Genomic DNA, 7,243 nt, shown 5'->3' on the forward strand with positions numbered 1-7,243 from the left:
TACATCAGTCCGTGATAAGAGGTGCATCATAAATGAACACCTCATACTGCGCAATTTTTATACAGCACTCAGGACTGATTAAATTTGTATAACGGTAACAGGTAGCGTTGCGCCTCCTGGGTGATAATGTCGAAATATTCTGGCTCCAGCGTTCGCCATAAACGTTGATACCAGACATCGTCACCTTCGCCACGTACCATCATGTTCCCTTCGTAGGCCTGCAAAAACTTGCTGCGCGCTTTCTGGAGCGAAGCCTCATCCGTTAACATGGCATCATTCTGCGCGTCATAACAGGCTTTTATCCATGCCCCCCCACTTTCAGGCAGCAAAAGCAGGGGTTTGTTCATGCCCTGACGGTAACCTTCAATATAAAGCGACAGGTACGTCAACGCCTGCTCAGGCTCCATCCGCGGGAAGCGCCATTCGCCGTCCTTACGTACAAACAACCGGCTTTCACCTTCGTGACCACTCGCACTGTAGACAAGATGTTCGAGCCAGAGTTGCAGGCCATGTGAAACGCTGAGCATGGATGGGCGCCAACGCAGCAGCCCGTCAGACTGCACGTGCGTGAGCCAGCCGCTAAGGTGCATACCGTTACAATCGAGATCGATTTCAATGCTGCTCGCCGGCTGCCGACACGCGATAACGCGGTCAGCTAGCGCTCGCATCTCCTCGCACTGGGCATCCCAGACGATTTCGCCGAATGCACCATACGGAAGTAATCCCGACGCCCTGTAACGTCGAAACAGTTTACTGGCGTCTTCTTCGTCAACCAGCGCATTCAGAAGCTGGGAATTAAGCTTAAAACGCTCCAGCCCATCAAGAATAAACGGTTCCGCATCGGGGATTTCGCTCTCTTCAGAGCGGAAATTCACCTGCAAGCGTTGCTGGAAAAACGCCCGAACCGGGTGTGCCCAAAAGCGCTGTAGCTGCTCAAACGTGAGGGTGTCTATAGCGCGCGGTTCGAGCGCCTGAATAAAATCGGTTTGCGGCGTCCCCGCTTTCTTCGCGGCGGGAAGCCACTCGCGGGCATAGCTTTGCAGTTCATCAGGAACGTAGTTGACAGGATCGAACGGCATACGGCTATGGTGGCAAGTGATATGCGCTATCACCCGACGTTCGCTTTCGTCGCAGTTGCAGGCTTCATCGCCCGGCAGATAGTGGCTCTGTCCAATGTAGTCCACTAGCTCCTGCACCAGCACAGACGGGAAACGCTCGCTGTTATCCTGAATTGAACGTCCGATATAGCTGATATACAGCCTGCTTTGCGCAGACATCAGCGCCTCAAGGAAGAGATAACGGTCATCATCGCGGCGGCTGCGGTCACCCCGCTTCGGTTGTGCGCTCATAAGATCAAAGCCCAGAGGCGGCAGCGCACGCGGATAAATACCGTCGTTCATGCCAAGCAGACAGACCACTTTGAACGGGATTGAACGCATTGGCATCAGGGTACAAATATTCACCGGCCCCGCAAGGAAGCGCTGGCTGATGCGCTCCTGATCGAGACGTTGCGTCAGCTCATCACGCAGAAGCGAAAGGGGAACCGCCTCGTGATAGTGCGAATTAACCCCTTCATCAACGATGGCCTGCCACTGCTTCTCGATAAGCGCCATGGCGGCTTCAGTTTCGCTGTCCGGCAGGAAGAAATCATTCAGCATTTCGCGGCAAACTGGCAGCCACTCTTCGAGCGGGCGGGGCTGCATCAATGCACGGCGCCAGCGGTTGAGCTGCATAAGCAGCGAGGCTAAGTGACCAACCAGTTCCGCGATCAACCCACTGGATTCATCGTACGGCAGCACGTCATTCCATTCGCCGTGGATGCTCTCCATTGCATACCCCAGCAGCATGCGCGTCAGCCCAAACTGCCAGGTATGCTGGCCGGTTGCTGGCAGTTCGAACTCCTGGACGTTATCATCGTCGATACCCCAGCGGACACCGGATTCGTTGACCCACTGGCGCAGATAGCGCAACCCCTCTTCGTTAATGTTGAAACGTGCGGCCAAAACTGGCACATCCAGCAGTGCCAGCACATCCTCAGAGATAAACCGGCTATCAGGCAGCGAAAGCAGGCTGATAAAGGCCTGTAGCGCCGGGTGTGACTGACGAGCGCGACGGTCAGAGATTGCGTAGGGCAGATAGCGGTCGCCCGTTGCGCTGCCAAATACCGCCTGAATAAACGGGCTGTAGCTGTCGATATCCGCCACCATCACCACGATATCGCGCGGTGTCAGGGTTGGGTCGTCCTGCAACATGGCCAGCAGGCGGTCATGAAGAATTTCAACTTCACGCTGTGGGCTGTGACAAACGTGGATCGCGATACTACGATCGTCAGGATCCAGTTTTCGCTTCTTATCGCTTCGCGCAAACTCCTCGGCAGTGATCCCGGCAACGGCACGGTTCTCTAAATCCAGAATATCAAGCTGAATATTGTGCAGCAGGCTATCCGGCGTAATATCGGCAAACGCATCCACATCCCCTTCTCCCGAGGAGGTGATATCTGAAAGCAGATAAATATAGTCACGTCCGAGCTTGCCCCACGAGGCAAGCAGCGGGTTCGGCAGGTTCTGAATCCCCTCTTCATCAAAAAGCTGCGCCGCGTTTTCACTGTCTTTAAACAGCGGCACCGCGCGTTCTTCAAAGAGACGTTTTCTCTGACGGGTGACCAGCCGTGAAAGCCAGCGCGGATCCTGAATATCCCCCCAATAGTGCCGACACGGGTTGGTAAAGAGGATATGGATATCAGTGTGCTTACCGAGCGCTTTTAGCGCGTTCAGGTAGACAGGGGGCAACGCGGAGATACCGCAAATGAACACGCGTGACGGCAAACGGGCTGGCCGTTCTGCGCTGTTCTCAAGTATCGAGATAAAGCGATCGTACAGGTTAGCACGGTGCCACTTAGGCTGACCGAGTTTCCCGGTATGCTCGACCAGCGCTTTCCAGAGCGGCGCCTGCCAGATTTGCGCTTCCGGTAACCCATCGACTAATTCTCCTGCTTCCCAGCGAATCAGCCAGTCTGCACGGTAAACCAGATACTGGTCATAGAGGTCGGCAGTACGTGAGGCCAGCTGGAAAAGTTTACGCTTGTCGGTGTCGTCATTCAGGTAGTGCCGCAGCATGGCAAACTCATCACGCGCCAGCATGTCCGGCAGCAGCGTCATCAGTTTCCAGGCCATGCTTTGTTTGTTGAAGGCGCTCTGCTCAGGGATGTCCGGCAGGACGCGAACAAACATCTCCCAGATAAAGCTCGCGGGCAGCGGAAAATCGATGTTCGCCGCAATGCCAAATTTCTGCGAAAGGGACATTTGCAGCCACTGCGCCATACCGGTGCTCTGCACCAGCACCATTTCTGGCTCAAACGGATCGTCAAGACGCTCTTGCTCAACGATATACTCCATCAGTGCTTCCAGCACATCCAGACGATTTGAGTGGTAAACCCTTAGCATAAACGCTCCCGACTAGCGGCTAACCGGGCAGTGCAGACGCGTTAACGCGCCCTGCCGCCCCATAGGAGAAATAAGTGTGACCGTGATGCTGACACATCCGGACTGTGTTGTCTGCCCCCGACTGACTTGCCAGCCCGGCGGGAGCGTTAATGTTGAGATCTGCGATTGATTCCACGCATGATGCCATAGCTGACGATACTGGCTAAGCGCCGCATACCGGGCTGCCAGCGCGCGATGATATCCGGATAACGCCGTCACAACCACAACCAGCAACATCATTGCCAGCAAAACCTCAACCATGCTAAATCCTTTTTGTCTGCTCAGGGTAACTGACATAGCGTACTTTCCTTAAGGGGGCAGAAATCACTCCAGCCGTGGGCGGAAAAGCGTATCTGCCCTTCCGCGATGTCCCCGCCTTGCCATAGCAACAGATCGTCATTGCCGGCAATAAGCAAAACACGCTCCCCAAACAACCTTACACAGACCCGCAAACGCTGTGTCTGTTTGCACTGAACCTCTGGCTGTAAAGCCCATTCCTGAACGCGCCCCCACTCCAGTGCAGATTGCACGGCAGCCTGCTGGCGAACAGACAAACTCTCGCCACTTACCAGCGTGCTAAAGGTTTGCAACTGCTGATTTAATCCGGTGAGGATCAGCGTGCCGAGCACCAGCAATAGCAGGACCAGCGCCAGCGATGACATGCCCCGCTGACGATTCACAGATTAAACCCCGTTACGGTATGGCGAGCCGAAAAGGGGGCGGTCAGTTCACCTTTACGGCGGGCACGCAGCTCGATACTGATGACCGGCGCAAAGCCAGCACGATCGGTTTTAGTGACCATAAATTGCTCTATCAGGACCCGATCCGGGTCGGTGAGCTTATCCCATCCCTTACCGTCACAGGATGTGGCGCCCCGCAGCGTTTCAAGCGATCCGGACTCAAGCCGGAATCCCGTACTGTCGTTTTCCGACGCGGTGCTATCCCACTGGCCGTTGCTGTTCGCATCCCATTGCACAATCGCACATCGTCCTTGCCTGCCGATGATCATCCCCTGTCCCTGGCAATGCCCTGCACAGTATCCTGCTCTCTGAAACTGTTTACCGACCGCGAACAGACGTTGCCAGACCTCATCCTCCAGCTCCTGCTGCCCGGATTGCAGTAAAACCCCCCGCTGTAGCCCCGGTAAAAAACGTGACGTGCTGAGTAACAGAATGCTGCTTATCGTCATCGCAATCAGCACTTCCAGCAGGGAAAACCCTTTTCGATTTACTGGCATGCACCTTCTCCTGCGGCATTACACAGCCTGATACGTCCGCCATTTGAGACAATAACCCACCACCCACCAGCGCGGCTCTGCACCCGGATATGTCCGGCCCACGCGGTATCTCTTAAACCGTAAAATCCCAGCGCAGGTGTTATGTCGCTTATCGTGACCCCTGGCCACATCGGCTTCATCACGAACGGTCCGCCGCTGTCACAACCGGTCACCGCTGAACTGGTCAGACAGTTCTTTTCACCGTCGTTATACAGCGCGATCCTGTGCTCGCTGTTGTGGCGGTTGGCGTCATTGCGCAAAAACACCAGGTAATCCCGCACCTGGCAGGCGGTTTGCCAAAGCCGCTGCCGCTGCTGCCAGCTGTCCCAGCCATAGAGTCCTGTGGCGCTGAGGATCACTGCCAGCGAAACGGCGATAAGGGTTTCGATAAGCGTAAAGCCTTGTTCGTTTTTCATGGCGGGAGTGTGGAGGAATAGCAGAAACGGTGCGAGCGTCAAACCAGAACTTTACGAGCCGCTTTCAGGAGATTTTCACCCGTTGCAACGCGTTGCATCATCTCTGGAAACAGGTTCGAAAAACAAAACGGGCGTGAAAAAAAACCGGCGCTAAAGAGCACCGGTTGTGTCAGGATTTGCCGTATCAGATGGCGACAGGAGCTTTAATGCCGGGATGCGGGTCGTAACCCTCAATCTCGAAATCATCAAAACGGTAATCGAAGATCGAGTCCGGTTTACGTTTGATCACCAGCTTCGGCAATGCACGCGGTTCGCGCGTCAGCTGGAGATGCGTCTGTTCCATATGATTGCTGTAGAGGTGGGTATCACCGCCCGTCCAGACAAAATCGCCCACTTCAAGATCGCACTGCTGCGCCATCATATGCACCAACAGCGCGTAGCTGGCGATGTTAAACGGCAGGCCGAGGAACACGTCGCAGGAGCGTTGATAGAGCTGGCAGGAGAGCTTGCCGTCCGCCACGTAAAACTGGAAAAACGCGTGGCAAGGCGCCAGCGCCATTTTATCCAGTTCACCCACGTTCCAGGCAGAGACAATGATACGGCGCGAGTCCGGATCATTTTTCAGCTGGTTTATGACGGTCGTGATCTGGTCGATATGGCGGCCGTCCGGGGTAGGCCACGCGCGCCATTGCTTGCCGTAGACCGGACCCAGGTCGCCGTTCTCATCTGCCCACTCGTCCCAGATGGAGACATTGTTTTCATGTAGATAAGCAACGTTGGTATCGCCTTGCAGGAACCAGAGCAGTTCATGAATGATCGAGCGCAAATGGCAGCGCTTCGTTGTCACCAGAGGAAAGCCTTCTCGCAGATTGAAGCGCATCTGGTGGCCAAAAATGGAGAGCGTACCGGTGCCGGTGCGGTCGTTTTTCGGCGTGCCCTCGTCGAGCACGTTTTTCATCAATTCAAGATACTGTTTCATGATTCCTCAGGAAAGTTGTTGCTGTGGACGACGACGATACGCCCAAATCATCATAATGGCACCCGCGACAATCATCGGGATGGAGAGGATCTGCCCCATGCTGATGTACTGTACCCATTCACCGGTAAACTGCGCATCCGGCTGGCGGAAGAACTCGACGATGATACGAAACGCGCCGTAGCCAATCAGGAACAGACCGGAGACAGCCCCCATTGGACGCGGTTTGCGGATATAAAGATTCAGGATGATGAACAGCACCACGCCTTCCAGCGCCAGCTCATAGAGCTGTGACATATGGCGCGGCAGGACGCCGTAGGTATCGAAAATGGACTGCCACTCAGTATGCGAAGGCAGCAGCGCGATATCCTCTGCGCGGGAGCCCGGGAACAGCATGGTAAACGGCACGCTCGGATCGACACGCCCCCACAGCTCACCGTTGATGAAATTGCCCAGACGCCCTGCGCCCAACCCAAACGGGATTAACGGCGCAATAAAATCAGCCACCTGGAAGAAGTTGCGTTTGGTGCGTCTGGCGAAGATCACCATCACGAGGATCACACCAATCAGTCCGCCGTGGAAGGACATACCGCCGTCCCAGACGCGGAACAGATAGAGCGGGTCGTTCAGGAATACCGGGAAATTATAGAACAGGACATAACCGATGCGACCTCCCAGGAATACGCCGAGGAAGCCGGCATAAAGCAGGTTTTCCACTTCGTTCTTCGTCCATCCACTGCCCGGACGACTGGCGCGACGGCCAGCAAGCCACATGGCAAAAACGAAGCCCACCAGGTACATCAGACCGTACCAGTGCAGCGCTACAGGTCCTATTGAGAAAATAACCGGATCGAATTCCGGAAAATGCAGATAACCACTGTTCATCTGTCACCACAAGATGTTGTTATTCCGCTGAAAGTGGACAGCGGGTGAATTGCATTCCCGCCGTTGGCAGGTGCTCCAAAGTTGCGAATCATAGCATAAGGCAGGCGCGGAGGATGCGCCTGAGATGTAAAATATGTGTATAGGGGTTCATGCGCGCAGTTCTCCCTCACCCCATCCCTCTCCCTCAAGGGCTGAGGGATCCCCAGTA

7 protein-coding genes are annotated in these 7,243 nt (G+C 55.1%); all 7 read right to left on the reverse strand.

The genetic code is table 11. The annotated features are described in order from the left end of the window. Window positions 1–68: 68 nt before the first annotated feature. Window positions 69–3,443 carry an exodeoxyribonuclease V subunit gamma gene (gene recC, locus ACOTYB_RS09425; RefSeq protein ID WP_003862774.1) on the reverse strand — a complete coding sequence of 1,125 codons (3,375 nt, stop codon included), beginning with the start codon at window positions 3,441–3,443 and terminating at the stop codon, window positions 69–71. Window positions 3,444–3,455: 12 nt separating this feature from the next. After that, a complete protein-coding gene (locus ACOTYB_RS09430; protein ID WP_003862776.1) occupies window positions 3,456–3,779 on the reverse strand; it encodes a prepilin-type N-terminal cleavage/methylation domain-containing protein in 324 nt (107 codons plus the stop codon). After that, entirely contained in the window at window positions 3,764–4,162 is a 399-nt protein-coding gene (locus ACOTYB_RS09435) for a DUF2509 family protein (protein WP_003862778.1), read from the reverse strand. Before ACOTYB_RS09435 ends, ACOTYB_RS09430 begins: the two co-directional genes overlap by 16 nt. Next, window positions 4,159–4,719, reverse strand: a complete 561-nt coding sequence (locus ACOTYB_RS09440) for a prepilin peptidase-dependent protein (RefSeq protein WP_003862779.1) — start codon at window positions 4,717–4,719, stop codon at window positions 4,159–4,161. Before ACOTYB_RS09440 ends, ACOTYB_RS09435 begins: the two co-directional genes overlap by 4 nt. Continuing rightward, a complete protein-coding gene (locus ACOTYB_RS09445) occupies window positions 4,710–5,174 on the reverse strand; it encodes a prepilin peptidase-dependent protein (protein ID WP_023314768.1) in 465 nt (154 codons plus the stop codon). The genes ACOTYB_RS09440 and ACOTYB_RS09445 overlap by 10 nt, the downstream gene beginning before the upstream one ends. A gap of 184 nt (window positions 5,175–5,358) precedes the next feature. After that, on the reverse strand, window positions 5,359–6,153 hold the full coding sequence (thyA, locus tag ACOTYB_RS09450) for a thymidylate synthase (protein ID WP_220153315.1): 795 nt from the start codon (window positions 6,151–6,153) through the stop codon (window positions 5,359–5,361). A gap of 6 nt (window positions 6,154–6,159) precedes the next feature. Further along, complete coding sequence (gene lgt, locus ACOTYB_RS09455) at window positions 6,160–7,035, reverse strand: prolipoprotein diacylglyceryl transferase (protein ID WP_220153316.1); 876 nt, start codon at window positions 7,033–7,035, stop codon at window positions 6,160–6,162. Window positions 7,036–7,243 lie beyond the last annotated feature (208 nt).

The organism is Enterobacter cloacae complex sp. IR5450 (assembly GCF_049238665.1).
In the GTDB taxonomy this organism is placed as follows: domain Bacteria; phylum Pseudomonadota; class Gammaproteobacteria; order Enterobacterales; family Enterobacteriaceae; genus Enterobacter; species Enterobacter hormaechei_C.

Excerpts from the sequence above, each read along its gene's own strand:
- recC (WP_003862774.1), bottom strand. The coding sequence starts at position 3,443 with ATGCTAAGGGTTTACCACTCAAATCGTCTGGATGTGCTGGAAGCACTG.
- ACOTYB_RS09430 (WP_003862776.1), bottom strand. The coding sequence starts at position 3,779 with ATGTCAGTTACCCTGAGCAGACAAAAAGGATTTAGCATGGTTGAGGTT.
- ACOTYB_RS09440 (WP_003862779.1), bottom strand. The coding sequence starts at position 4,719 with ATGCCAGTAAATCGAAAAGGGTTTTCCCTGCTGGAAGTGCTGATTGCG.
- ACOTYB_RS09445 (WP_023314768.1), bottom strand. The coding sequence starts at position 5,174 with ATGAAAAACGAACAAGGCTTTACGCTTATCGAAACCCTTATCGCCGTT.
- thyA (WP_220153315.1), bottom strand. The coding sequence starts at position 6,153 with ATGAAACAGTATCTTGAATTGATGAAAAACGTGCTCGACGAGGGCACG.
- lgt (WP_220153316.1), bottom strand. The coding sequence starts at position 7,035 with ATGAACAGTGGTTATCTGCATTTTCCGGAATTCGATCCGGTTATTTTC.